This is a genomic window from Bacillus cereus group sp. BfR-BA-01441, from assembly GCF_022663075.1.
GTDB classification, from domain to species: domain Bacteria; phylum Bacillota; class Bacilli; order Bacillales; family Bacillaceae_G; genus Bacillus_A; species Bacillus_A cereus.
In genome coordinates, this window is sequence record NZ_JAKUEU010000272.1 from 1 (window position 1) to 407 (window position 407).

Below are 407 nucleotides of genomic sequence, written 5' to 3' on the forward strand. Positions count from 1 at the left end.
GTTACAGTTAATTATAAAGATAGAAACTATCAAACAAATGTCATTGTGAACAAAGATACGATTTGGACAAAAATTGAACAGTTGGCAGAAGAACAAGTGAAGAAACAGTGGGGTTTTTAAACTTAATTATTTAAAAAAATGAAGTTATATGCTAGAGATTATAACTAAATTCAAAATTTTTCAGGTATTAAATATAAATAAGAAATTTTCTTGAAAGGAGGAAGCAGAAGATGATTGAAGTATGTGTTACAGTTAATTATAATGATAGAAATTATCAAACAAATGTTATTGTGAGTAAAGATACGATTTGGACAAAAATTGAACAGTTGGCAGAAGAACAAGTGAAGAAACAGTGGAGTGTTTAATTTTCTTTTTAACTTAAAAAGCTAAATGAAGTTATCAGATAT

General features: G+C 26.3%; 2 protein-coding genes. Both read left to right on the forward strand.

Annotated elements, in window-relative coordinates:
- Positions 1-120: BA3454 family stress response protein (locus MR107_RS30450; RefSeq protein ID WP_242293187.1), on the forward strand; the 120-nt coding region annotated here is incomplete at its 5' end.
- A 110-nt stretch (positions 121-230) separates the two neighbouring features.
- A complete protein-coding gene (locus tag MR107_RS30455; protein WP_000573530.1) occupies positions 231-365 on the forward strand; it encodes a BA3454 family stress response protein in 135 nt (44 codons plus the stop codon).
- Positions 366-407 lie beyond the last annotated feature (42 nt).

Bases quoted from the DNA above. Each gene is read 5' to 3' on its own strand.
- MR107_RS30455 (WP_000573530.1), top strand. From the start codon at position 231: ATGATTGAAGTATGTGTTACAGTTAATTATAATGATAGAAATTATCAA.